We start from the raw sequence: 22,136 nt of genomic DNA, 5'->3' as shown, positions 1-22,136 counted from the left end.
GCGCCACACCGTGCATGTGATGGGCGACGACGCCTGCCAGGACACGCTGGCCGCGGAGGTGCCGGTGTCGCTGGTCTTCAACGGCATCGCGCACGCGGTGATGATGGCCACGCCGCAGGACCTCGAGGCCTTCGCGCTCGGCTTCGCGTTGAGCGAGGGCATCCTCGACGACGCCCGCGATTGCTTCGACATCGAGGTCCTGCCGGTGCCCGCATGCCGGGCCGGGCTGCCCGCGGAGGTCGACGCGACGCAGGTCGAGCTGACCGTTTCCGCGCGCAGCTTCAATCGGCTCAAGCGCCGCCGCCGCCACATGGCGGGGCAGACGGGCTGCGGTGTCTGCGGGGTCGAGAGCTTCGCCGGCCTGGACCTCGATCTCGTGCCGCGGGCGACGCCGGACTGGATCGACCGGGTGGATGCGCCGAGGGTGCTGCGTGCGCTCGATGCGCTGCCGGCGCGTCAGTTGCTCAATGCGCAGGCGGGCGCGATCCATGCCGCTGGCTGGGCGACGCTGGACGGCAGCCTGCTCGACGTGATGGAAGACGTGGGCCGGCACAACGCACTCGACAAGCTGCTCGGCACGCTCGCCATGCGCGGGCGGCTGGCGCAGCCGGGCTTCGTCGTCATGACCAGCCGCGGCAGCCACGAGCTGGTGCGCAAGTGCGCCCGCTTGGGCATCGCGGCGCTTTGCACGGTGTCGGCGCCGACCGCGATGGGCGTGCGGATGGCGCAGCTCGCCGGCGTTCGCCTGTGGGGCCTGTGCCGTGCGCCGCGTGCCGTGCTGTACGCCGCAGGCGGCCCGGACGGCGGCCGGGCCTGAATCGTCAGACGTACCGGGGAATCGGCCCCACTTGCGGGGTGGTGTCGTCGCCGAGGTCGAGCCCGACGCGGTCGACGTAGCACCAGCCCCAGCCTTCCGGCGGGTCGTAGCCTTCGATGACTGGGTGCGATGTCGCATGGAAGTGCGCGCGCGCATGGCGGTTGGGCGACTCGTCGCAGCAGCCCACGTGGCCGCAGGTCCGGCACAGCCGGAGATGGACCCAGGTGCTGCCGGTCTTGAGGCATTCCTCGCAGCCCTTGGCGCTGGGCAGCACGTGGCGGATGCTTGCGGTGTGGGTGCATTGCCTGGTCATGTCGATGTCCTCGTGAAGTGGAAAGAAGCGGGGTGGAGCCGTCGTCGACGACCATGGGCCACATCATGCGATCCCCATGATGTCGTTGCCCATCGAAATGCCCCGTTCGCCCATCCGGGCGCCGGCGTTCAGCTGTTCGGCCCCCCAGGCCGCCAGGCGGGTGTCGAGGGAGCCCCGGCCCGGCGCCAGGGCCTTCGCGAGCGCCAGCGCGTCGGCTGCCGCCTTCGCCGTGCTGCCTGCGGTGTGCGGGCGCGGCACGAAGGCGGCATCGCCGATCAGCACGGTGCGCCCGAACACCATGCGCGGGACCGCCAGGTCGAGGATGGCTTGAACGAAGGGCGCTTCGGTGGCGAGCACCAGTTCGCGCAGGCTCGGCGCCAGCAGTTGCCGCGCATCGCGCCGCAAGGCGGCGATCGGCGCATCCCCCGCTGCTCCGGGTGGCAAGGAGAACGCGTGCGCCACGCCGTTGCGATCAGTCAGCAGCTCCGCCAGCGGCGCGCCGGCGGGCACCTTGCGGTACCACACCCAGTTCCAGCGTCGGGCGCCCTCGGCGACGGACCCGTCTTCGCCGGGAACGCGGTACTCGAGCAAGAGATGGTCACGTCCTTGCTGGAACACGAAGGCGCTGCCGAGTCGTGCGGCGGCGGCAGCGCCCAGCGCTGCCTCCGGGACCAGGCCGCGCCAGGCGACGTAGCCCGCATAGGCCGGCCTGGTTCCGGGCAGCAGCTGGCTGCGCACGGTGGAGCCCGCGCCGTCGGCGCCGATCAGCAGGTCGCCTCTTTCCATCCGGCCGCTCGCGAACAGCACCGTCACGCGCTCGCCCGTTTGCTTGAAGCTCACCAGCCGTTCACCCGCATGGACGCAGCTGGCCGGCAGCGCCCTTCGCATGGCGCCGTAGAGCATGTTCCAGGAGGTCTGGGTCTGCGGCATCCAGGCGCGGTGGATCACGCCGTCCTCCGCGTCCAGGTAGATGCGGTCTCCCGATCGCACGCCCAGCGCGTCGGTATGCCCGACGCCGGCAAAGCGAAAGGCGGCCAGCACATCGGGCTGCAGCACGATGCCGCCGCCGCGGCTGTCGAGCGCGTCCGGCGAGCGCTCGAAGACCGCGACATCCCAGCCGACGGCGCGCAGGGTGGTCGCCGCGAACAGGCCGCTGAGCGAGCCGCCGGCGACGATCGCGCGCGGGCGTTCGGGCGCGGTCATGTGGAAGACCCGGCAGCGGGGGGCTGGTGGGCGTGCGGTGCGAGGTGGCGAGGCGTCATCGTTGCTCCTTGTGTGCCGCGACTCGTGCGACGCCTCGACTGTCGGTGGCCGGCGTTTCCGGCCGATTTCATGCGGTGGGCGGGTCTCTTACAGATGCAAGATTCCGGGCCGTGGAGGTGCTGCGACCTACTCCTTCATGCCTGCGAAGTCGACGATGCGCTTGTATTCCGCGGCGTCCCTGGCCATCAGCTGCGGCAGGTTCTCGTCGCCGCGCCCGACCACGACGCCGATGCGCTCGAGCTTCTGCCGCACCGTTGCGTCCTGCAGCGTCTCGCGCAGCGCGCGCTGCAGCCTGGCCTGCGGGTCGGGTGCCAGCCCGCGCGGCGCCATCAGCGCGTACCAGGCGACCAGGTCGTAGCCGTTGAGCGCCGGATGCTCGCCCAGCGCCGGAACGTCGGGCATCAGCGTGATGCGCCGGGCACTGGTCACCGCGATCGGGACGATGCGTCCGGCATCGATGAAGGGCTTGGCTGCGCCCGGCCCGAGGAATGCGAACTCGATCGCGCCGCCCGCAAGGTCGCTGCCGATGTTGCCGGCACCGCGGTAGGGGACGTGGGTGATCGACAGCCCTGCCTGCTTCTTCACGAGTTCGCCCGAGAAATGCAGCATCGAGCCGATGCCCGAGGTGCCATAGCTCAGCTGGCCGGGCTTCTGGCGGGCGACCGACACGAACTGCGCCAGCGAGGTCACGCCGCTCTGCGTCGATGCGACCAGCACCAGGGGAATGGCGCCGACGTAGCCGACCGGCGCCAGGTCCCTGGCGGCGTCGTACTTCTGGGCCGGATTGAGGAAACGGGTGGCGACGAATTCGCTGCTCGATCCGAAGATCAGCGTGTGGCCGTCGGGCGCCGCGTTGACCACCTTCTGCACGCCGATGGCACCCGCGGCGCCGCCGGCGTTGTCGACGACGACGGTCGCGCCGAGCTTCTTGCCGAGCGTCTCGACAACGGCGCGGCCGACGGCATCGACGCTGCCGCCGGGGGGATAGCCGATCACGACGGTGATCGGACGGCTGGGCCAGGCCGGTTGCGCCGCTGCGGGCGCGCCCAGAATGCAGGCGGTCGCGAGAGCGAGCAAGGCCGTGAATCGTCGGGCGTTGCGAACGTGGATGCAGGGCGATGAAGACATGACTGGGTGCATGGAGGAAGGGGTCAGTGCGGCACGGGCGGAACGGCGGTTTCGCGCATCACGGCCTCGGTGCTCCGGTAGCGTTCGGCCATCTCGCGTTCGGCCGGCGTGCTGATCTGCGCCTGCATGTAGGCGCCCAGCGCGCGGGCGTGGTTGACGATGAAGCTGCCGGCGCCGAGGCGCGAGGCCTCGTAAGCCTGCAGCGCGGAGGGCACATCGGGCGTTTCCGCGAGCGCACGAACCAGCGTCGCGGCATCGCTGCCGGCCTTGGTGACGCCCATCCCGCAATGCGGCCGGGCAACGAAGGCCGCGTCGCCCAGCAGCGCCACTCGGCCGAAGGCCAGCGCCGAGCTCTCGAGATCGAAGATCGGCTGGAAGAACAGGTTGGGCGTCTTCTGCACCACCTCCGCGAACTGCGGTGCCAGCACCTCGTGCGCCGCCTGGCGCGCGGCGGCCAGCACCTCGGGCCGGATCAGCGGCGGCGGGATGCCGTCGGGCCAGGTCTTGCCGGTCGCATCGGTCAGCATCTCGCGCAGCGTCGTGTCCTGGTCGGCCGGCCGGTACCAGACGAAGTTGTAGCGCCGCTGGCCCGGCGCCACGCTGTTGCCCTGTCCCGCCACCGGGTAGGCGATCATCTGTTCGCGCGGCGGCAGGCCGAAGGCGAAGTACGGAAAGAGCTCGGCCAGCGCGCGCGGCGAGAGGCTCGCTTCCTCGACCAGTCCCCGCCATGCAAGGTAGCCGGCATAGCGCGGACGGGTCTCGGGCTGGAGCAGCTGGCGCACGGTGGAGCGCAGGCCGTCGGCCGCCACCAGCAGGTCGGCGGCCACCACGTCGCCATCGGCGAAGGTCGCGCGCACACCCGCCGCGTCCTGTTCGAAGGAGACCAGCTGGCGGCCGTTGTGGTAGCGCTCCGAGGGGAAGGCGCGGCGCAGCACCTGGTACAGGCGGCCCCAGGCCGTGAGCAGCTGCGGCAGCGGGCGCGAGTCCTCGACCTGGCCGTCGCGGGCCAAGGTGATGCGCTCGCGGACCTCGACGCCGATGCCATCTGTCACGTCGACGCCTGCGGCGCTCAGCACTTCCATCAGCTCGGGATGCGTCACGACGCCGGCGCCGCGGCTTTCCAGTTCGTCGGCCACGCGTTCGTGCACATGGACGTCCCAGCCCGCGCGCAGCAGCAGGTTGGCGGCGAACAAGCCGCCCAGCGAGCCGCCGATGACCAGCGCCTTGCGCGCCGGCTTTGCGCTCTGCGGCGCGTTCATGCGCGGGCTCCGTGTTGCCGGGCTTCTTCGGCCGGGTAGTTGAGCTCGATCGTCACGCCGGACGGATCTTCGACGAACAGCTGGTGCAGGCCGATGCTCGGCACCGTGCGTTCGCGAAAGGCCAGGCCGGCCTGCTGCAGCCGCCGGCGCATGTCGGGCAGGTCGGTCGCCAGGAAGGCCAGGTGGTCGATCGCGGCGCTGCCGTGCAGCGATGCCTCGCTCTTGTCGCCAAGGTACTCGACTAGGCCCTGCGGCGCGTCGGGGTCGATGCCGATGATGTGGACGACGCCGAACTGGGCTTCGTCGTCGCCCTTGTAGAGCCAGAGGCCCGGGAAGTCGAACGGTGGCCGGAAGCCTTCGCGCAGGCCGAGCACGTCGACATAGAAGTGGCGCGAAGCCTCGAGCCGGGTGGTGCGCACCGAGTAGTGGGCAAGGGTGTGGATGGCCATGATGAGGTCCTTGGACGTTGGATTCGAATCGGGTTCGGAAGGCGGGCGCTCAGCCCGCGTTGATCAGCTGCGCCAGCCGTTCGGCCGACAGCGGCAACTGGCGCGCGCGCAGGTCGAGCGCATGCGCCACGGCGTTGGCGACCGCCGCGGCGGCCGGGCCGGCGGCGGCCTCGCCGGCGCCCAGGCTGGGCTCGCCCGGACGCTCGATCACGCGCACGGCGATCTTGGGGATCTCGTCGAAGCCCAGGATCGGGTAGTGCTCCCAGTCGCTGGACGTGATGCCGCTGCGGTCCCAGGTCACGCTTTCCTTCAGTGTCCAGCTGAGCGACTGCAGCAGGCCGCCCTCGATCTGGTTCACCAGGCCATCGGGATTGACCACCGCGCCGGCATCGACCACGGCCCAGGCCTTCTCGACCCGGACCTTCTCCTCGACGCTGACCTGCATGGCGATGGCGCAGTACGCCGCCTGGTTCTTGTAGCGGCCGACGGCGATGCCCAGGCCGCTGCCGCTGCCGCTGTCGCCGCGCCGGCGCCAGCCGGCCATCTCGGCGGCGGCCTCCAGCACCGCACGCGCACGGGGGTCGCCGAGGTGGCGCAGGCGGAATTCGACCGGGTCGCAGCCGGCCCGCTGCGCCAGCTCGTCCATGAAGCTCTCGATCGCATACAGGTTGGCGTAGGAGCCGAGCGAGCGCAGCGCCGACACGCGCACCGGCGAGTCCGGGATGAAGTGGTAGTCGACCTGCTGGTGGGGCAGGTCGTACAGCGCGATCGCGTTGCGGTCGCCGCCACCCATCGGCAGCGGCAGGTCGCGCGGCGTTGGCCGTGGCAGCGGCGGATCGATCTCCCAGGCGCCGAGCAGGTTGATGCCATCGCCCCAGCCGGGCCGGTTCATGTGGGTGTGGCTCCACAGGGACATGGCCCAGCCGCCGATGCGGCCGGCGTCGTCGAGGCCGGCCGTGAGCTGCACCACGCTGGCCGAGCCGAACGGCGACATCGTCATCTCGTCCTCGCGCATCCACTGCACGCGCACCGGCTGGCCGATGCGGGTGGCGACGAAGGCGGCATCGAAGGCGGCGTCGTCGGCGCCGTTGTGGCCGTAGCAGCCGGCGCCTGGCGCGTGGATGACCTCCACTGTCGCGGCCTCGCGCCCGAGCGCCGCGGCGATCTGGTCGCGCAGCGGATAGACGCCCTGCGTATGGGACCAGACGCGCAGCTGTCCGCCGCGCGGATCGGCCAGCGCGCAGGCCGGGCCGATGGACGCGTGCGCCAGGTAGGGGCGGGAGTAGGTGGCGCTGTAGGCCTGGAGCCCCGTGCCGGGCGTGCCGCCCTCATGCACGCGGCGCGTGCTGGCGGGCAGCCCCTGCAGCAGGGTGACCGTGTCCTGGCCTGCATGCGGATCGGGCATGGCATCGAAGTCGAGCAGCTTGCGGGCCTTGGGCAGCGCGCGCACCAGTGCGCCTTCGTGCGGGCCCACGAGGGCCAGGAAGCGGCCGCTCTGCACCACCTGCGACACGCCCGGCAGCGCCCGCAGCTCGGCCAGAGGCACGGCCGCCAGACGCTGCGAGGGATGCCGCCCGCGCAGCATCCGCACGTGCTGCATGCCGGGAATGACCAGATCCTGCAGGTAGCCGGCGCCGGTCAGCTTGGCCTGGAGATCCACGCGCGGCAGCGATCGCCCCACGTAGGGCTCGGGCGCGTGGCGGATGCTGGCGGGGGCCGAGACGATGGCGACGTCGAGATCGATCGCGGCGGCGAGCTCCCAGTAGTCGGTGTGGCGCTTGCCGCCGGTGTCGCTGAAGCAACCGGCGTCGACTTGCAGGTCCGACGGCGAGACATCCAGCCGGTGCGCGGCCCGCGCGACGAACAGCGACCAGGCATGCGCGCAGGCCCAGCGCAGCGCGGCGCCGCCGTACTGCACCGAGAGGCTGCCCGCGGTGTAGCCCTCGTCGGGCGAGCGGTCGGTGTGGCCGGCCACCAGCACCACCTGCGCCGGCGTCAGGCCGAGGCCGTCGCAGGCGATCTGCACCAGGGCCGTCTCGATCCCCTGGCCCAGCTCGACCTTGCCGGTGAACACGGTGAGCTGGCGCCCGGGTCCGATGCGCAGCCACTGGCTGAGCCGCGGATGGGCCTGGATGGCGGGCGGCGTGGAGAGCAAGGAACTCATGGCTGGCCTTCCGCGCGCAGCCGGGCCGCGGCCGCCTCGATCGCCTTCAGGATGCGCGCATGCGCGCCGCAGCGGCAAAGGTGCCGGTGCATCGTCTCGTGCAGCTCGGCCTCGGTCGGCGAGGTGGTGCGACGCAGCAGGGCGGTCACCGACATCAGGATGCCGTTGATGCAGTAGCCGCACTGCGCGGCCTGCAGCGTGACGAAGGCGTCGAGCACGACGGCGCCCACCGGGTCGCTCGCCAGTTGCTCGACCGTGGTGAGTTCTCGCCCGGCCGTGCCCCACAGCGGCATGTCGCAGGACTGGACCGCGCGGCCGTCCATCCAGACGGTGCAGGCGCCGCAATGGCCGGCGCCACAGCCGAAGCGCACGCCCTTGCAGTCGAGGTCATTGCGCAGGACATAGAGCAGCAGGTCGTTCTCGTCGGCCTGCACCTGGTGCGCGCGGCCGTTGACCTTGAGTTCGAAAGTGGAAGTCATGGGGACTCGAAATGGGGCCGCGCGCTCAGGCGTCCGCGGCCATGGCGGGCTTGCGGAGGCCGGCCGCGCGGCGGTACGGCGGCGGGTAGTAGGGCGTGATGCCGAGTGTCTCGGCCGCCCGCCAGACCCAGCGCGGATCGGCCAGGAACGGGCGCGCCAGGGCGACCTGATCGGCCTGGCCCGAGGCCACGATGTCGGCCGCCTGCGCCGGCTCGCTGATGCCGCCGACGGCGCGGGTGGCGATCCCGCTGCGGCGCCGTACTTGCGCGGCCAGCCCGACCTGGAAGCCGGGTCCGAACGGAATGCGCTCGCCGCGCACGACGAAGCCGCTGCTCACGCAGACGTAGCCGAAGCCGATGTCCTTGAGGCCCTGGGCCAGGCGCACCGCGTCGTCGACCCCGAGACCGCCTTCGGCCCAGTCGGTTCCGGTGATGCGGGCACCGAGCACCCGGCTGCCGGGCACCTGCTCGCGCAGGCGCCGGGCGATGTGCAGCGCCAGCCGGTCGCGCCCGGCCGCGTCGCCGCCCCAGGCGTCGTCGCGCCGGTTCGACAGCGGCGACTGGAACTGGTGCAGCAGGTAGCCGTGTGCGCAGTGCAGCTCGATGACATCGAAGCCCAGGCGCACGGCGCGCCGCGCCGCGTCGACGTAGGCCTCGACCAGCCCTTCGATGCCGGCCTCGTCGAGCGCCTCGGGCGTGTGCCAGTCCGGCGCGAAGGGCAGGGCGCTCGGTGCCGGGCAGCGCCACGGAGCGCCGCTGTCGCCACCGGCCTTCAGCGGACCGCCGCCTTCCCACGGCACGTGCGCCGAGCCCTTGCGGCCGGCATGGCCGAGCTGGATGCCGAAGCGCGTGCCGGGCGCGGCCACCGCGCGAGCGGCCTGCAGCACGCGCGACAGCGCGGCCTCCGCGGCGTCGCTGTAGAGGCCCAGGCAGCCGTGCGTGATGCGCCCGCGGGCTTCGACGGCGGTGGCTTCGACCATGACCAGCCCGGCGCCGGACATCGCGAGCTGCATCAGGTGCTGCAGGTGCCAGTCGTTGGCGACGCCGTCGCGCGCCGAGTACTGGCACATGGGCGAGACGACGATGCGGTTGGGGAAGTGCATCCCGCCCATCGCGAGTGCGCTGAACAGGTGGGATTCGGGTGCTGCGGGTGATGTGGCGGACATGGGCATGGCTCCTTGGAGGATTCAGCGCATCGGCGCGATGTCGAGCAGCTTCAGGGCGTTGAGCCCTTCGATCTGCGCCACCTCGTCGCTCGACAGGCCGCGCACCGAGGCGATCAGCTCCCGGGGCCGCTCCTCGCCCATGTCGTAGGGATAGTCGGTGCCGAGCAGCACCCGGTCGGCACCGAAGAGATCGACCAGATGGCGCAGCATCTCGGGGTCGAATACCATCGTATCGACGTAGAAGGTCTTGAGATAGCTCGACGGCGCGCGATCGATCACCGTGCGGCAATCCTTGCGCGCGCGCCAGGCGTGGTCCATGCGCGCCCAGTAGTGCGCCACATAGCCGCCGCCATGCGCCGCGATGAACTTGATGTTCGGATGGCGCGCCACGACGCCGTCGAAGATCAGGTGGCTGACGGCCACGGTCGTGTCCAGCGGGTTGCCGATGACGTTGTTGAAGTAGTGGTCGGTCAGCCGGGAACCTTCCGAGAAGCCGACCGGGTGCAGGAAGATCACTGCACCGAGCGCGTCGGCGCGGGCGAAGAAGGGCTCCAGCCCGAGCCTGGCATCGGTCAGGTCGAGCCCGTTGACGTTGGTGTTGATCTCGATGCCGCGCAGGCCGAGCGTGCCGATCGCGTGGTCGAGCTCCTGGATCGCGAGCTCGGCGTTTTGCAGCGGCACCGAGCCGAGGCCGACGAAGCGCTGCGGCGTTGCCGCCACAAGCGCCGCGATGCCTTCGTTCACCTGGCGGGCCAGGGCAGCCCCGCGCTCCGGCGGCGTGAAATAGAAGAACTGGAACGGCGCCGGGCTGATCGCCTGGATGTCGATGCCCATGCGGTCCATGTCGTCCAGGCGCTGGTCGATGCCGGTCAGCTTCGGCGCACGCTCCCGCATCTGCGCGACGTTGGTCTCGCGCGTGAGGGCGTTCGCATGGATCACGCTCGGGTCGTGGCGACCGACGTCGAGGTCGCTCGCCGCCTTGGCGACCTCCGGGTTCAGGTAGTGGCAGTGGACGTCGACGACCGTCGGACGGTCGCCGCGCACCGGCGTCGAGGCGCTGGCCGTGCGCGCCATCGAGAGGGCGGCCGAGCGCGTGCGGCCCGCCGGCGCTGCGGCGTGGCGGTGGGTCGGGTCGGTGCAGTGGGGGGAACAGGTGTAGAGCACGTGAAATCCGTTGGGTGAGTATTGAAAGAGTCCGGGCTAGAACACGCCGAGATGGCGGGTCGCGAGTTCGGGTTCGGCGCGCACCGCGTCGGCGCTGCCGGCATGCACGACGTGGCCGGTGTTGAGCACAACCACGTCGTCCGCCACCTCGAGCGCCAGGTTGAAGTTCTGCTCGACCAGCACGATCGAGAGCCGGTCGGCCTTGAGCGTCTTGATGGCCTGCGCCACCTCCGCGACGATCAGCGGCGCGAGCCCTTCCGAAGGCTCGTCGAGCAGCAGCACGCGCGGGTTGCCCATCAGCGCGCGGCCGATCGCCAGCATCTGCTGCTCGCCGCCGGAAAGGGTGCCGGCGCGCTGGCGCATGCGCTCCTTGAGACGGCCGAAAGTCGCGTAGACGCGCTCGAGGTTCCAGGCGTGCTTGCCGTCGTCGTTCGCCCGCGCCGCCTGTTCGGCCACCTGCAGGTTCTCCAGCACCGTCAGGCTCGGGAAGATGCGCCGGCCCTGGGGCACCAGCCGCATGCCGGCGCGGGCGATGCCTTCGGGCGACATGCGTTCCACCGGGCGGCCCGCGAGGCGGATGCTGCCGGCGCGCGCCTGGTGCAGGCCCGCGAAGGTGTTGAGCGAGGTGCTCTTGCCGGCGCCGTTGCGACCCAGCAGCGCCAGCACACGGCCTTCCTGCAGGTTCATCGACAGCCGGTGCACGACCTGGCTCTGCCCGTAGCAGACGTCGAGTTCGCTCACGCTCAATGCATCAGTGGCCAAGGTAGATCTCCCTCGTTCTCGGGTGGTTGACGACGGTGCGCCGGTCCCCCTCGACGATCACCTGCCCATAGTGCAGCACCGTGATCTGTTCGGCGAATTCGAGCGCCACGTCCATGTCGTGTTCGATCATCAGGATCGCCGTTTCGCGCGGCACCTGGGCGATCAGCCGCTGCACCACCACGCGCTCGTCCTGCGACAGGCCCGCGAGCGGTTCGTCGAGCAGCAGCAGGCGCGGCTGCTGCGCCAGGCCCAATGCCAACTCGACCCGGCGCTGTTCCCCATAGGACACGTCGCACACGCGGTGCAGCGCCTTGCCGGCCAGCCCGACGCCGTCGAGCAGCTGCACCGCGCGATCGTGCAGCGCCGCGTGCCGCGACAGGTCGGTGCGCGCATCGAGCCGCAGCGGCAGCAGCGCCAGCAGCCCCAGCACCACGTTGTGCGCCAGCGTATCTTTCGGGAACAGCGTGATGATCTGGTAGGTGCGCGCGAGTCCGCTGCGTGCGCGGGCGCGCACCGGCAGCTTCGTGACGTCTTCGCCGAAGATGCGGATCGACCCGCTGTCCGGGCGAATCTCGCCACCGATCAGGCCGAACAGCGTGGTCTTGCCGGCGCCGTTCGGTCCGATGACAAGACGCCGCTCGCCGGGCTGCATCGTGAGCGAGACGTCCTGCGTGACGGTGATGCCGCCGAAGGACTTGCGCAGTCCCTTGATCTCGAGGGCGGCGGTCATGCGCGGCCTCCCTTCCAGCGCGCCAGCAGCGTGCGGACGCCCGGCACGATGCCGTGCGGCATCACCAGCACGATGAAGACGAACACCGCGCCCAGCAGCATGTTCCATCGTTCGATGTAGCCCGACGCATAGTTCTTCAGCAGCACCACCAGCACGGCGCCGACGGCCGGCCCGGCCAGCGTGCCGGCGCCGCCCGCGATCACGCTCAGCAGCACCTCGGCCGACGCGGTAACCGACAGCACGCTCGGATGCACGTACTTGTGGAAGTAGACGTAGAGCAGGCCCGCAACCGCCCCGACGAAGCTCGCACCCACGAAGGCGCACCAGCGGATCGCCCAGACGTTGTAGCCGAGCGAACTCATGCGGCGCGCCTGGTCGCGGGTGCCGCGCAGCGAGGCGCCGAAGGGCGAGTTCACGAGCCGGCCGACGACCAGCAGCACCACCGCCGTGATCGACAGCACGAACCAGTAGTAGGCGTTGCTGTTCTCCATGTCGATGCCGAAAGGAGCAGGCCGCGTCAGGCCCGAAAGGCCGTTGTCGCCGTTGGTGACCGAGGTCCAGCGGTAGGCGAGGCCCCACACCACCTGCGACAGCGCGAGGGTCAGCATCAGGAAGCTGAGTCCGGAGGCCCGCAGCGCGATCCAGCCGAAGACGCCGCCGATCGCCGTCGTCGCCAGCAGCGTGAGCGGCGCGGCCATCGCGTGGCCGAGGCCGAGCCGCAGCGCCAGCCAGGCGGCGATGTAGGCCGACAGGCCCAGGTAGGCTGCGTGGCCCAGCGAGGTCAGGCCGGCGTAGCCGACCAGGAGGTTCAGGCTGGAGGCGAAGATCACGGCGATCAGCATCTGGCTGCCCAGGTTGACGTAGTACTCGCCGGACACCGCCGGCAGCAGGGCCAGGGCCGCGAGCAGCAGCAGGCCATGGATGGTCGGCTTCATGCGCGGGCACCTCCGAGCAGGCCGGTGGGCCGGAAGGCCAGCACCAGGATCATCGGCAGGAACAGGATCACGTAGGCGAGGTCGGGGACCAGCGCGGTGCCGAAGGTATAGACGAAGCCGATGATGAAGCTCGCGAGGAAGGTGCCCATCAGGCTGCCGACGCCGCCGAGGATCACCACGATCAGCGCCAGCGGCAGCATGTCGGCGTCCAGCCCCGGATAGGCCGAGAGCATCGGTCCGCCGAACGCACCGCCGAGTCCGGCCAGCATCGCGCCCAGGCAGAACACGCTGGTGAAGAGGGCCGAGGCCCGGATGCCCACCGCTCGCGCCATCGGCATGTCGTCGACGCCGGCGCGAATTCGCGCCCCCAGGCGGGTGCGCTCCAGCAGCAGGTACAGCACGACGGCGGCCACCAGCGCCACCGCGATCACGGCCAGCCGGTAGCTCGGAAAGCTGAAGCCGAACAGCGATGCCGGACCGCTCAGGAAAGCCGGCGGCGAGACCGGGATCGGATCGCCGCCCCACAGCACCAGGCAGAGGTCGGCGGCGATGAAGGACAGGCCGAGCGTGGCCAGCACCTGGGCCTGCGCGTTGCCCGACAGCCGGCGCAGCACGAGGCGCTCGAACAGCCCGCCGATGACTGCGGTGGCGAGCCCGGCCAGCACCACGGCGACCGCGAAGCCCCAGCCGGCCCGCGCCGCGCTCGCGGCCACGTAGGCCCCGATCATGAAGAGAGCGCCGTGCGTGAGGTTGGCGATGCGCATCAGCCCGAAGATGAGCGCGAAGCCCGATGAGAGCAGCAGCAGCAGGCCGCCAAGGGCCAGGCTGTTGAATGTCTGAGTCAACCAGAATTGCATGTTCTTGACGTCAGGGCCCGCCGCGCCGAGGCGGCTGCGGGCCGTGAAGCTCCGGTATGGGCGTCAGGCGGCCAGGTTCCTGGCGGGCGGCCAGTCGCGCGAATAGACCGGCTCGGCCAGGAACTTCTTCGGGTCGTAGGTCCAGAACTGGCTCACGTCCGGATAGGTCTCGATGATGCTGTTGACCAGCCGGCCGTCCTTGCGCTCGACCGTGCGCACGTAGACGTTGCCGACCACGTTGCCCCAGGCGTCGAACTTGACCGGTCCGCGCGCGGTCAAGGCGTTGGTCTTCTGCAGCGATGCGCGCAGCGACTCGCGGTCGAAGGTCTGGCCCTTCAAGGGCTCCAGCGCGGCGTCGAGCACCGATGCGCTGACATGGGTGCAGGCGGCGTAGAAGCCGGGGTCGTAGCCGTGCGCCTTGCGGAAGGCGCCGGCGAATTTCGCGTTGACGGGGTTCGCGAGCTCGGCGGAATACCAGTTCACCGTGACGATGCCCAGCGCCTCGTCGCCCATGTTGCGCAGCACCGCTTCGTCGAGCGCCGTCATGCCGCCGACCAGGGCCAGCTTGCCGCGCAGGCCGTACTCGTTGAACTGCCGGATGAAGCGAAAGCCGTTGGAGCCCGCGAAGCCGAGGAACACCGCGTCCGCGTCGCGGTTGAGCTGGGCCAGGAAGCTGCCGTAGTCGGGCGCGGTGAGCGGCGGAAACAGCTTTTGCACCACCTTGCCGCCGGCTTCCTCGAACACGCGCTGGAAGCCGGCCGTCATCTCGTGGCCGTAGGCGATGTCGTCGGCCACCAGCACCATGCGCTTGTACTTCAGCTTCCTGGCGCAGTAGTCGGCCAGCGGATGGGCGCACTGGGCCGAGGTCGAGCTGGCGCGGAACAGCCAGGGGTTGGCCTTGCGCTGGGTCATGTCTTCGGCCGCGGCCACCGGAAACACCGGAATCTTGCGGGCCCGCATGTAGTCGTCGGTGGCCAGCGCCTCGAAGGCGGCCAGCGGGCCCATGAGGACCTGGGCGCGTTCGCGCTCGACCAGTTCTTGCGTCTTGGTGCGGGCGCTCGACGGCACGCCGCCGGTGTCGGCCACGATCAGCTCGACCTTGCGGCCGCCCAGCCGTTGGTCGTTGGCCGCCAGGTAGCTCTGCAGCCCGCGCTCCATGTCGAGTCCGCCGGAAGCGAAAGGCCCGGTCTTGGCAGTGAGCAAACCCAGGCGCAGCGGCTCGGCCGTGCCCTGGCCGCGCACAAGCGAAGGGGCCGCCAGGGCGGCGCCGGCGGTGGCGGCGGCTGCCATGAAACTCCTGCGATCGATCGTCATGCTGTCTCCGTTCTTCGTGAGGGTTGGATATTAAATGATCAGACGATCAATAATAGTTCGAGCAGATTCCGAGATCAAGCGGCGTTCGGCAGAGGGAAATCGGGGTTTACCCGGGCTGGCTGGTGTCGAAGGCCCGGTGCGCTAATAATCAAACGATCGGCCCGACTCATTCCACGGACACCATCGATGACCCCCCGCACCGCCAAGGCTGACGAGACTCCCGAAGAAGGCGCCGCCGGCGGCAAGCAGCGGCGCCGCCGCCTCGCGCCCGAAGACCGCGAGCACGAGATCGTCCAGTCGGCCATCAGCTTCTTTGCCAGGCATGGCTTTGAGGGCAGCACACGCGACCTGGCCCAGCGCCTGGGCGTCTCGCAGCCCCTGCTGTACCGCTATTTCCCGACCAAGGAGGCGCTGGTCGACCGCGTCTACGACGAAGTCTTCGTGCGCCGCTGGAACCCCGAGTGGGAGGAGTGGCTCGCCGACCGCACGCACTCGCTCGAAAGCCGGCTCAAGCGCTACCTCAAGGACTACGCGCACTTCGTGCTGCGCGGCGAATGGGTGCGCATCTTCATGTATGCCGGCCTGAGCCGCGCCGGCGTCAACCAGCGCTACCTGGCGCGCCTGCGCGAGCGGCACTTCCTGCTGATCGCGCGAGAGCTGCGCTTTGCCTACGACATTCCCGATCCCGAGAACGCCGAGGCCGAGGACGAAGAGGTCGAACTCATCTGGGCCATGCACTCCAGCGTGTTCTACATCGGCGTTCGCAAGTGGGTCTACGACCTCGCGGCGCCTCGCAATATTGATCGATTGATCGATATGAGGGTCGAGTCCTTCCTGCACGGGGCACCGAAGGTGCTGCTGGCCGACCGTATGTCGACCTGAGTTTCAGTCGGTCCGCGCCAGCAGCGCATCCAGAAAGCGCAGCGCCGCCGGACCGAGCGCGTCGGGGCGCCAGACGATGCGGTAGTCGGTGCGCATCTCCAGCAGCGGAAGATCGCGCACCACGATGTTCTCGCCCGAGAACTGCACCAGGCTCTCTTGCGCCGCGCACAAGCCGAAGCCGCTCGCGACCAGCGCCAGCGCCGAGATGATGTCGCCCGCGACGCAGGCCACGCGCGGCTCGAAACCCAGGCGATGGCAGGCCAGCATGAACTTCGCGCGCAGCGACGGGCCGCTGCGCTCGGGCGTCACCACCCACTCGGCATCGACCAGCTGGCGCGCCGAGATCTCCGGCGCCGCGACCAGCGGATGCTCGCGTGGCATCAGCAGCACATAGCGCTCCGAACTGTAGACCGCCGAAGCCAGCGCGGGATCGGTGAGCTCCTGCGTCTGCACCGCGAAATCGATTCGCCCCCGGCGCAGTTCTTCCAGTTGCTCGCTCTCCGGCGCGCCCTCGAACTGGAATCGGATCGCGGGGTGCGCGGCTTGCACGCGCTGGGCGGTGTCCGGGATGATGCCGTTGTAGAGCGCGCCCGGCATGTGGCCGATGACCACCGTGCCGCCGGTGCCGCCGGCCCGGCGCTGCAGGTCGAGCATCAGACGCTCGTTGCCGAGCAGGAGTTGGCGCGCGTTGAGCAGCAGTTCGCGTCCGGCGTTGTTGAGCCGCAGGCTCCGGCCGACGCGATCGAACAGCGCGAAGCCGATCTTTTCCTCGAGGTTGAGGATGGTGCGGCTCAGCGGCGAGGCCGAGATGTGCAGCAGCTGGGCCGCCCTCGAGATGCTCTCGTTCTCTGCCACGCAGACGAAGTGCTTCAGCGTCCGGAGGTCGATGAGGTTCATGGGGTCGTGCTCGGGTGCGAAGGCCGAAGTCTAAATAGTTCGGACCTTGGATGTCCGAGATCGTGAGAAAGATTGTCCTTTTCAGTCATCTTCTCGTTAACGATCATTCGATCAACGCCGCGGCGCTTCCTGCCCGGCGGACACCGACCGCGGGCCCCGCCCGTCAACCTCCGAAGCCCCTGGGCGTCCGACATGACTCAAACCCTTCCCGCGTCCGTACAGCGCAAAGTGATCAGGCGGATCATCCCGATCCTGATGCTGATGTACACCATGGCGTACCTCGACCGCATCAACATCGGCACCGCGGCGCTGCGCATGAATGCCGAGCTGGGCATCAGCCAGCAGGTGTTCGGGCTTGCTGCCGGCCTGTTCTTCATCGGCTACCTGGCGATGGAGATCCCGAGCAACATCATCCTGCACCGGGTCGGCGCGCGCGTCTGGCTCACGCGGATCATGGTGACCTGGGGCCTGATCTCGGCCTGCACGGCCTTCGTGCAGAACGGCTGGCAGCTGATCGCCGTGCGCATGCTGCTGGGCGTCGCCGAAGCCGGCTTGTTTCCGGGCCTGATCTACTGCCTGGCCCTGTGGTTCCCGCCCAGCCTGCGCGGGCGCATGCTGGTGATCGCCGTGCTGCCCTGGGCGGTCATCGTGGGCACGCCGATGTCGGCCGCGATCGTCCAGTACGCCGATGGCTTGTTCGGCTTCTCGGGCTGGCGGATCATGCTGTTCGTCGAAGGCCTGCTGCCGGTGCTGCTGGGCTTCTACTCGATCCGCTTCCTGACCTCGAGGCCCGAGGAGGCCGACTGGCTGACCGACGAAGAGAAGCGCCAGGTCATCGCCGCGCGCGACAGCGGCGACGCGCCCGCGTCCGCCGGCGAGCCGCCGCTGCGCGCCACCTTGCTGCAGCCGCACCTGATCCTGCTGTCGCTCGCCTATGCGACGGCGCAGATGGGCTTCTATGCGAGCCTGATCTTCACGCCGCAGATCGTGCAGGAGTTCGGCCGCCTGTTCGGCGTCGCGCTGTCGACGGTCCAGGTCGGGCTGCTGGCGGCGATACCGAGCGTGTTCGGCATGGTGATCTACTGGTTCTGGGTTGCTCACTCGGACCGCACGGGCGAGCGCGTGTGGCACGCCATCGCCGCCTTCGTGACCGCCGCCGCGGGCATCGGCATCCTGGTCAGTGTGCCCAACCTCTATGCGTCGATCGCCGGGCTGTCGCTGCTGACCGCGGGGCTGGTCAGCGGGCCGATCTGCATCTGGCAGCTGACCGGTGTCGGCGTCAGGGGCAAGACCGCCGCCGTGGTGTTCGCCTATGTCAACTGCTTCGGCATAGTCGGCTCGATGTTCAGCCCGTATTTCATCGGGCTGCTGAAGGACCGCACGGGCTCCTATGACGCGGGACTGCTGTTCCTCGCGATCGCTGCGCTGCTCGGCGCCGTCTTCGTCTACCTCGCCGGTCGGCGCATGCGGCGCCAGGCCCTCATCAGGCCATCGGCTGCACCGGCGGGCCGCTACGAGCCGGCGACGCGCTGAGCTCGCAACTTCATCCACACACTCACACGAAGGAACCCCAGTGATCCATTTCGACCATGTCTGCATGGCAGCCCCGAACGTCTACGAGTCGACGTTCCGGCTCAGCAAGGAGACCGGCCTCGGCAACTACGACGGCGGCTTCTTTCCGCTCTACGGCATCGGCCACCGCGTGGTGCCGCTCGCGCCCGACATCTACATCGAGGTCGAGAGCGTGATCGACCGCCGACCCCTCGCCCACGGCGAACCGCTTACCGTCTTCATGGAGCGCCAGACGCGCGAAGGCGACTGCTTCCTCGGCTGGTGCCTGCGCTCCGACACGCTGGAAGAGCTGGAGGCTTTCGCGGCGCACCACGGCACGACGATCGATCCCAACACCACCGGCCATGAGGCCGGCCGCCAGATGATGAACGGCGCGCGCGGCTTCGCGCTGCAGGCGCCGAGCGCGACCGTGGCCTGGCCGATCGGCAAGCCCAACCTCTACTTCAAGCCGGGCGGCGGCACGCACGTCGCGAGCCTCCAGGTGGTGCCGGGCTCCGGCGAAGTACAGGGGCAGGGTCTGGCGTGGATCGAGATCGGCGGAACGCATTCGGATCTCAAGGGCTGGCTCGGCGACGTCGCCTCGCCCTCTGATTTTCCGTTCGAGATTCGCTACAACGGCGGCTCCTCGGGGCTCTACGCGATGGGCGTGCAGACCGACCGCGGCGTGGTGGAGATCCGCCGGCCGCCGGTCTACATCGGCTGACGCGCGAAGTCGATGAAGGACTTGAGATAGTCCACGTCCATCTCCGCTTCCCGGCCACCCAGGAAGATCTGCTTGGCGAGCCCATGGCGGCCGAGCCGGACGGGGACGATCTCCAGCTTGTCCGCATACTCTTCAACGAGCCATCGCGGCAACGCTGCGACGCCCCGGCCGCTGGCCACCATCTGCAGCATGATGTCGGTTGTCTCGATGGTCTTGTGGCGCTTGGGCGTGATGCCTGCGGGCATCAGGAACTGGTTGTAGACGTCCAGCCGCTCGGGCGCGACCGGGTAGGTGATCAGGACTTCCGGCGTCAGCTGCGCCGGTTTCACGTAGGCGGCCGATGCCAGCGGGTGGCCGGCACCCACCACCAGCACCTGTTCGTAGTCGAACACAGGCTCGAAGCGCAGCCCCGGCTTGAACAGCGGATCCGGTGTCACGAGCAGGTCGATCTCGAAGCCGAACAGCGCACCGATGCCGCCGAACTGGAATTTCTGCTTCACGTCCACATCCACGTCGGGCCACTTGGCCAGGTAGGGTGCCACGACCTTGAGCAGCCACTGATAGCACGGATGGCACTCCATGCCGATGCGCAGCGTGCCACGCTCGCCTTGTCCGTACTGCTGCAGGCGTTCCTCGGCAACGTCGAGCTGGGGCAGGACGCGATTGGCGACGGCGAGCAGGTATTCGCCTGCCTGGGTGGGCCGCAGGGTGCGCCCCTCGCGCAGCCAGATCGCAGTGCCCAACTGCAGTTCCAGTTTCTTCATCGCATGGCTGAGGGCCGACTGCGTGAGGCACAGCGTCGCCGCGGCAGCGGTCAGGGAGCCCTGCCTGTCGACCTCCCGGACGATGGCCAGATGAATACGCTCCAGCATTTCGTATGAATGAAACTAATCGATTGTTGAAATAAGACCATTTTACTTCATGGAGCGGCCTGCCTACGATCAGCGCCATTCGCATTTCCGAAGCATCCCGAAAGCAGTCTCATGGTCCTGACCCACAATCTTGGTTTTCCCCGAATCGGCGCCCAGCGCGAACTCAAGTTCGCGCTCGAGTCCTACTGGAAGGGCGCTTCGTCGCGCGACGAACTCCAGGCTCTCGGCGCCCGGCTGCGCCAGCGCCACTGGAAGCAGCAGGCCGGCCTGGACCTGGCGCCGGTGGGTGACTTCTCGTTCTACGACCAGGTGCTGGACATGAGCTTCACGCTGGGCAACCTGCCCGAGCGCGTGCAGGGCTTCCATGGCGATGTCCTGGACAACTATTTCCGGGTCGCCCGTGGCCGCTCGGCGCATGGCACCGAAGACCACGGCGCCTGCTGCGGCGGCGTCGCCGCCGGCGAAATGACCAAGTGGTTCGACACCAACTACCACTACATCGTGCCGGAGTTCACGGCGCAGACGGCATTCAAGCTGGATGCCTCCCGCCTGCTGGCGCAACTGGCCGAGGCCAGGGCGCAAGGGGTCAAGGCCAAGCCGGTGATCGTCGGACCGGTCACCTACCTCGCCATCGGCAAAGCCAAGGACGATTCGGACAAGCTGGCCCTGCTGCCGCGGCTTCTGGAGGTCTACGCCGAATTGCTGGACACCCTGGCCGCGCAGGGCGTCGAGTGGGTGCAGATCGACGAGCCGCTGCTGGCGACCGAGCTCAATGCCGACTGGCAGCATGCCTACAACACCGCCTACCACCAGCTCAAGGGCTGCCGCGTCAAGCTGCTGCTGGCCACCTATTTCGGCCAGCTGCTGGAGAACCAGTACCTGGCCGCCAACCTGCCGGTGGCGGGCCTTCACATCGATGCCGTCAACGGCCGGGCCGACGTGACGCCCCTGCTGGGCCTGATGCCGGCCCACAAGGTGCTGTCGCTCGGCGTCATCGACGGACGCAACATCTGGAAGACCGACCTGGCCGCGGTGCTCGAGTGGCTCGAGCCCATCGCGCAGAAGATGGGCGGCGACCGGCTGTGGATCGCACCGTCGTGCTCGCTGCTGCACGTGCCGGTCGACCTCGCGAGCGAGCAGAAGCTCGATCCGGAAATCAAGTCGTGGCTGGCCTACGCGCTGCAGAAGCTCGACGAACTGAAGCTGTTGTCGACGGCGCTCAACCAGGGTCGCGACGCGGTCAAGGACGCGCTCGCCGCCAACCAGGCTGCCGTTGCAGCGCGTCGCGCGTCGCCCCGGGTCCACAACCCCGCGGTCCGGGCGGCGATCGCCCGGATCGACGCCGAGCTCGGCCGACGCAAGAGCGGCTACGCGCAGCGCGCCCCGCTGCAGGCAGCGCGCCTGAAGCTCCCGGCTTTCCCGACCACCACCATCGGCTCGTTCCCGCAGACCGCGGAGATCCGCCAGGCACGCAGCCGGTTCAAGGCCGGCGAGCTCGGCGAGGCCGGCTACAAGAGCGCCATGCAGGCGGAGATCGCCCGCAGCGTTCGCGAGCAGGAGGCATTGGGCCTCGACGTGCTGGTGCATGGCGAAGCCGAGCGCAACGACATGGTCGAGTACTTCGGCGAGCAACTCGACGGCTATGCCTTCAGCCAGTTCGGCTGGGTGCAATCCTACGGTTCCCGCTGCGTCAAGCCGCCGATCCTGTTCGGCGACATCACGCGCCCCAAGGCGATGACGGTCGAGTGGATCCGCTATGCGCAGTCGCTGACGAACAAGCCGATGAAGGGCATGCTGACCGGTCCGGTCACGATCCTCAACTGGTCGTTCGTCCGCGACGACCAGCCTCGGTCGGCGTCATGCAAGCAGCTGGCGCTGGCGATCCGAGAGGAGGTGCTCGACCTCGAGAAGGCCGGCGTGGGCGTGATCCAGATCGACGAGGCCGCCCTGCGCGAAGGACTGCCGCTGCGCAAGTCGCAGTGGAAGAACTATCTCGACTGGGCGGTCGAATCGTTTCGCATCACCGCCAACGGCGTCGACGACGAGACGCAGATCCACACCCACATGTGCTATTCGGAGTTCAACGACATCATCGCGTCCATCGCCGACATGGATGCGGACGTGATCACGATCGAGACCTCCCGCTCGGACATGGAACTGCTGGACGCCTTCGACGACTTCAACTACCCGAACCAGATCGGGCCCGGTGTCTATGACATCCACTCGCCCAACATCCCGACCCAGGAGCACATCGTGCGGCTGATGAGGAAGGCGGCCGAGCGCATTCCGGCCGAGCGGCTGTGGGTCAACCCGGACTGCGGCCTGAAGACGCGCCAGTGGGCTGAAGTGATTCCCGCGCTGACCCACATGGTCGAGGCCGCCAGGACCCTGCGCGCGGTCGGCTGAGGCGA

20 protein-coding genes and 1 pseudogene are annotated in these 22,136 nt (G+C 69.3%); 5 read left to right on the top strand and 16 right to left on the bottom strand.

Features of this window, described 5'->3' with window-relative positions:
* Positions 1 to 19: 19 nt before the first annotated feature.
* Positions 20 to 817, top strand: coding sequence for a formate dehydrogenase accessory sulfurtransferase FdhD (gene fdhD, locus QTI68_RS05775; RefSeq protein ID WP_286521532.1), 798 nt, complete (start codon positions 20 to 22; stop codon positions 815 to 817).
* A gap of 4 nt (positions 818 to 821) precedes the next feature.
* Here fdhD and QTI68_RS05770 read toward each other — a convergent pair whose 3' ends face one another.
* The 14 genes and pseudogenes from QTI68_RS05770 to QTI68_RS05705 all read right to left on the bottom strand — a co-directional run bounded on the left by QTI68_RS05770 (position 822) and on the right by QTI68_RS05705 (position 14,799).
* A complete protein-coding gene (locus QTI68_RS05770) occupies positions 822 to 1,130 on the bottom strand; it encodes a UBP-type zinc finger domain-containing protein (protein ID WP_286520284.1) in 309 nt (102 codons plus the stop codon).
* 63 nt (positions 1,131 to 1,193) lie between these two features.
* Entirely contained in the window at positions 1,194 to 2,333 is a 1,140-nt protein-coding gene (locus QTI68_RS05765) for an FAD binding domain-containing protein (protein WP_286520283.1), read from the bottom strand.
* A 186-nt stretch (positions 2,334 to 2,519) separates the two neighbouring features.
* The gene (locus tag QTI68_RS05760) at positions 2,520 to 3,521 is read right to left on the bottom strand and encodes a Bug family tripartite tricarboxylate transporter substrate binding protein (RefSeq protein WP_286520282.1); all 1,002 of its coding nucleotides are present in this window, start codon (positions 3,519 to 3,521) and stop codon (positions 2,520 to 2,522) included.
* A gap of 23 nt (positions 3,522 to 3,544) precedes the next feature.
* Entirely contained in the window at positions 3,545 to 4,780 is a 1,236-nt protein-coding gene (locus QTI68_RS05755) for an FAD binding domain-containing protein (RefSeq protein WP_286520281.1), read from the bottom strand.
* Complete coding sequence (locus QTI68_RS05750; RefSeq protein ID WP_286520280.1) at positions 4,777 to 5,229, bottom strand: VOC family protein; 453 nt, start codon at positions 5,227 to 5,229, stop codon at positions 4,777 to 4,779. Before QTI68_RS05750 ends, QTI68_RS05755 begins: the two co-directional genes overlap by 4 nt.
* Positions 5,230 to 5,278: 49 nt before the next feature.
* The gene (locus tag QTI68_RS05745) at positions 5,279 to 7,393 is read right to left on the bottom strand and encodes a molybdopterin cofactor-binding domain-containing protein (protein ID WP_286520279.1); all 2,115 of its coding nucleotides are present in this window, start codon (positions 7,391 to 7,393) and stop codon (positions 5,279 to 5,281) included.
* The gene (locus QTI68_RS05740; protein WP_286520278.1) at positions 7,390 to 7,872 is read right to left on the bottom strand and encodes a (2Fe-2S)-binding protein; all 483 of its coding nucleotides are present in this window, start codon (positions 7,870 to 7,872) and stop codon (positions 7,390 to 7,392) included. Before QTI68_RS05740 ends, QTI68_RS05745 begins: the two co-directional genes overlap by 4 nt.
* A gap of 25 nt (positions 7,873 to 7,897) precedes the next feature.
* Entirely contained in the window at positions 7,898 to 9,037 is a 1,140-nt protein-coding gene (locus tag QTI68_RS05735) for an NADH:flavin oxidoreductase/NADH oxidase (protein WP_286520277.1), read from the bottom strand.
* Between the two features lie 21 nt (positions 9,038 to 9,058).
* A complete protein-coding gene (locus tag QTI68_RS05730; RefSeq protein WP_286520276.1) occupies positions 9,059 to 10,201 on the bottom strand; it encodes an amidohydrolase family protein in 1,143 nt (380 codons plus the stop codon).
* A 36-nt stretch (positions 10,202 to 10,237) separates the two neighbouring features.
* Entirely contained in the window at positions 10,238 to 10,963 is a 726-nt protein-coding gene (locus tag QTI68_RS05725) for an ABC transporter ATP-binding protein (protein ID WP_286520274.1), read from the bottom strand.
* Positions 10,953 to 11,624, bottom strand: a pseudogene (locus tag QTI68_RS05720) (ABC transporter ATP-binding protein); the annotation flags it as partial. The gene QTI68_RS05725 and the pseudogene QTI68_RS05720, both read right to left, overlap by 11 nt.
* Positions 11,625 to 11,689: 65 nt before the next feature.
* The gene (locus tag QTI68_RS05715; protein WP_286520272.1) at positions 11,690 to 12,628 is read right to left on the bottom strand and encodes a branched-chain amino acid ABC transporter permease; all 939 of its coding nucleotides are present in this window, start codon (positions 12,626 to 12,628) and stop codon (positions 11,690 to 11,692) included.
* Positions 12,625 to 13,473, bottom strand: a complete 849-nt coding sequence (locus QTI68_RS05710; RefSeq protein WP_286520270.1) for a branched-chain amino acid ABC transporter permease — start codon at positions 13,471 to 13,473, stop codon at positions 12,625 to 12,627. Before QTI68_RS05710 ends, QTI68_RS05715 begins: the two co-directional genes overlap by 4 nt.
* Before the next feature lie 75 nt (positions 13,474 to 13,548).
* Positions 13,549 to 14,799, bottom strand: coding sequence for an ABC transporter substrate-binding protein (locus QTI68_RS05705; protein ID WP_286520269.1), 1,251 nt, complete (start codon positions 14,797 to 14,799; stop codon positions 13,549 to 13,551).
* A 186-nt stretch (positions 14,800 to 14,985) separates the two neighbouring features.
* On the opposite strand from QTI68_RS05705, the gene QTI68_RS05700 reads away from it, so the two are divergent.
* The gene (locus tag QTI68_RS05700) at positions 14,986 to 15,681 is read left to right on the top strand and encodes a TetR/AcrR family transcriptional regulator (protein ID WP_286520268.1); all 696 of its coding nucleotides are present in this window, start codon (positions 14,986 to 14,988) and stop codon (positions 15,679 to 15,681) included.
* A gap of 3 nt (positions 15,682 to 15,684) precedes the next feature.
* On the opposite strand, the gene QTI68_RS05695 is transcribed toward QTI68_RS05700, so the two are convergent.
* Complete coding sequence (locus tag QTI68_RS05695) at positions 15,685 to 16,578, bottom strand: LysR family transcriptional regulator (RefSeq protein WP_286520266.1); 894 nt, start codon at positions 16,576 to 16,578, stop codon at positions 15,685 to 15,687.
* A 192-nt stretch (positions 16,579 to 16,770) separates the two neighbouring features.
* Between QTI68_RS05695 and QTI68_RS05690 the strand changes: the two genes are divergently transcribed.
* Both QTI68_RS05690 and QTI68_RS05685 read left to right on the top strand, forming a co-directional pair.
* Entirely contained in the window at positions 16,771 to 18,111 is a 1,341-nt protein-coding gene (locus QTI68_RS05690; RefSeq protein WP_286520264.1) for an MFS transporter, read from the top strand.
* Positions 18,112 to 18,151: 40 nt separating this feature from the next.
* A complete protein-coding gene (locus QTI68_RS05685; protein ID WP_286520263.1) occupies positions 18,152 to 18,853 on the top strand; it encodes a VOC family protein in 702 nt (233 codons plus the stop codon).
* Here the strand turns inward: QTI68_RS05685 and QTI68_RS05680 are convergent.
* Positions 18,841 to 19,725, bottom strand: coding sequence for a LysR family transcriptional regulator (locus QTI68_RS05680; protein WP_286520262.1), 885 nt, complete (start codon positions 19,723 to 19,725; stop codon positions 18,841 to 18,843). The genes QTI68_RS05685 and QTI68_RS05680 overlap by 13 nt on opposite strands.
* 111 nt (positions 19,726 to 19,836) lie before the next feature.
* On the opposite strand from QTI68_RS05680, the gene metE reads away from it, so the two are divergent.
* Positions 19,837 to 22,131 (top strand): 5-methyltetrahydropteroyltriglutamate--homocysteine S-methyltransferase, encoded by a 2,295-nt coding sequence (gene metE, locus QTI68_RS05675; protein ID WP_286520261.1) that lies wholly within the window; start codon positions 19,837 to 19,839, stop codon positions 22,129 to 22,131.
* The last annotated feature ends 5 nt before the right edge of the window (positions 22,132 to 22,136 follow it).

The sequence above is a fragment of the Variovorax sp. J31P207 genome (assembly GCF_030316965.1).
GTDB lineage: Bacteria > Pseudomonadota > Gammaproteobacteria > Burkholderiales > Burkholderiaceae_C > Variovorax > Variovorax ginsengisoli_B.
This window is presented reverse-complemented; position numbering and strand designations above follow the sequence as displayed.

What these genes read in the sequence shown, in the direction of transcription:
- fdhD (WP_286521532.1), top strand. Translation starts at nt 20, where the DNA reads ATGGGCGACGACGCCTGCCAGGACACGCTGGCCGCGGAGGTGCCGGTG.
- QTI68_RS05770 (WP_286520284.1), bottom strand. Translation starts at nt 1,130, where the DNA reads ATGACCAGGCAATGCACCCACACCGCAAGCATCCGCCACGTGCTGCCC.
- QTI68_RS05765 (WP_286520283.1), bottom strand. Translation starts at nt 2,333, where the DNA reads ATGACCGCGCCCGAACGCCCGCGCGCGATCGTCGCCGGCGGCTCGCTC.
- QTI68_RS05760 (WP_286520282.1), bottom strand. Translation starts at nt 3,521, where the DNA reads ATGTCTTCATCGCCCTGCATCCACGTTCGCAACGCCCGACGATTCACG.
- QTI68_RS05755 (WP_286520281.1), bottom strand. Translation starts at nt 4,780, where the DNA reads ATGAACGCGCCGCAGAGCGCAAAGCCGGCGCGCAAGGCGCTGGTCATC.
- QTI68_RS05750 (WP_286520280.1), bottom strand. Translation starts at nt 5,229, where the DNA reads ATGGCCATCCACACCCTTGCCCACTACTCGGTGCGCACCACCCGGCTC.
- QTI68_RS05745 (WP_286520279.1), bottom strand. Translation starts at nt 7,393, where the DNA reads ATGAGTTCCTTGCTCTCCACGCCGCCCGCCATCCAGGCCCATCCGCGG.
- QTI68_RS05740 (WP_286520278.1), bottom strand. Translation starts at nt 7,872, where the DNA reads ATGACTTCCACTTTCGAACTCAAGGTCAACGGCCGCGCGCACCAGGTG.
- QTI68_RS05735 (WP_286520277.1), bottom strand. Translation starts at nt 9,037, where the DNA reads ATGTCCGCCACATCACCCGCAGCACCCGAATCCCACCTGTTCAGCGCA.
- QTI68_RS05715 (WP_286520272.1), bottom strand. Translation starts at nt 12,628, where the DNA reads ATGAAGCCGACCATCCATGGCCTGCTGCTGCTCGCGGCCCTGGCCCTG.
- QTI68_RS05705 (WP_286520269.1), bottom strand. Translation starts at nt 14,799, where the DNA reads ATGACGATCGATCGCAGGAGTTTCATGGCAGCCGCCGCCACCGCCGGC.
- QTI68_RS05700 (WP_286520268.1), top strand. Translation starts at nt 14,986, where the DNA reads ATGACCCCCCGCACCGCCAAGGCTGACGAGACTCCCGAAGAAGGCGCC.
- QTI68_RS05695 (WP_286520266.1), bottom strand. Translation starts at nt 16,578, where the DNA reads ATGAACCTCATCGACCTCCGGACGCTGAAGCACTTCGTCTGCGTGGCA.
- QTI68_RS05690 (WP_286520264.1), top strand. Translation starts at nt 16,771, where the DNA reads ATGACTCAAACCCTTCCCGCGTCCGTACAGCGCAAAGTGATCAGGCGG.
- QTI68_RS05680 (WP_286520262.1), bottom strand. Translation starts at nt 19,725, where the DNA reads ATGCTGGAGCGTATTCATCTGGCCATCGTCCGGGAGGTCGACAGGCAG.
- metE (WP_286520261.1), top strand. Translation starts at nt 19,837, where the DNA reads ATGGTCCTGACCCACAATCTTGGTTTTCCCCGAATCGGCGCCCAGCGC.